General features: G+C 53.8%; 2 protein-coding genes. Both read right to left on the bottom strand.

Features of this window, described 5'->3' with window-relative positions:
- On the bottom strand, nt 1–278 hold a 278-nt coding region (locus tag ACX4ZE_RS22835; RefSeq protein ID WP_480275520.1), incomplete at its 3' end, for a hypothetical protein.
- Between the two features lie 65 nt (nt 279–343).
- Nucleotides 344–664, bottom strand: coding sequence for an acyl carrier protein (locus tag ACX4ZE_RS22840; protein ID WP_480275521.1), 321 nt, complete (start codon nt 662–664; stop codon nt 344–346).
- Between the last annotated feature and the right edge of the window lie 239 nt (nt 665–903).

The raw sequence follows: 903 nt of genomic DNA on the forward strand, positions 1-903 counted from the left end.
ACACCACCGGCATCATTCCCCCGGAAACCGACATTCAACGCCTCCGACTCGCAAGCAACACGCCTCAACGCAGCCACAAGCCGATCGGCATCGGCATCGGCATCGGCATCAGCATCGGAAACGAGATCGACATATACCACAAGATTGTTCGGCACCTCCGGAGTCAGCGTCTGCGCAACCCAGAGCTCTTCTTGAACAGAAGACGCACGATACACACGAGTGTCATCCAACGAATTCATGCCGATCTCACTTACCTTCCGAACGGTGCCCAACACCATTTACGATCACGAACATCCGATTACCGGACACCACCCCCCACACATACGACAATCTTCTGATTGATCTACACCTGTCGACTCGCGGCGGACTTCACCACCACGGCAACCAGATCACCGATCGAATCCAACCTGTACACATGATCCGGACGCACAGCGGACCCGAACCTTCCGTTCAAGGCATCGATGAGTTCGATCATTGATATCGAGTCGATGGGTAACGAATGAATCGACGTGTCCAACCCGATCCGAACAGGATCGACCACCAACCTCTCCTGCGGAGTAAGAAAACCGTTCACGATTTCTCGAACGAGCTCGACAACCCGACCGGAATCCACATCAGACACCCCCTCGGGCGACCTTGTGTCACAGAAATCCGTTTCACTCATACCAACCAACCCTCCAGTTGTATCGATCATTCGATATATGCACACTGTTCAGCCAACCCATGCCTCACGACCCGTCGGCCGATCAAAATTCCACTATCCATCGGCCGATGTGCAGCATAAACCGACGCGGAATTAATCGATCTTCCTTCCCAGTCAGAAAACGACACTGCCACTCCGCTCCACGGTCACCGCACACGACGTACCGAACAGTTCCTCAATAGAGTCGGCATCCATTCCAA

It is taken from the genome of Nocardia sp. TBRC8007 (genome assembly GCF_056629435.1).

Excerpts from the sequence above, each read along its gene's own strand:
- ACX4ZE_RS22840 (WP_480275521.1), bottom strand. The coding sequence starts at position 664 with ATGAGTGAAACGGATTTCTGTGACACAAGGTCGCCCGAGGGGGTGTCT.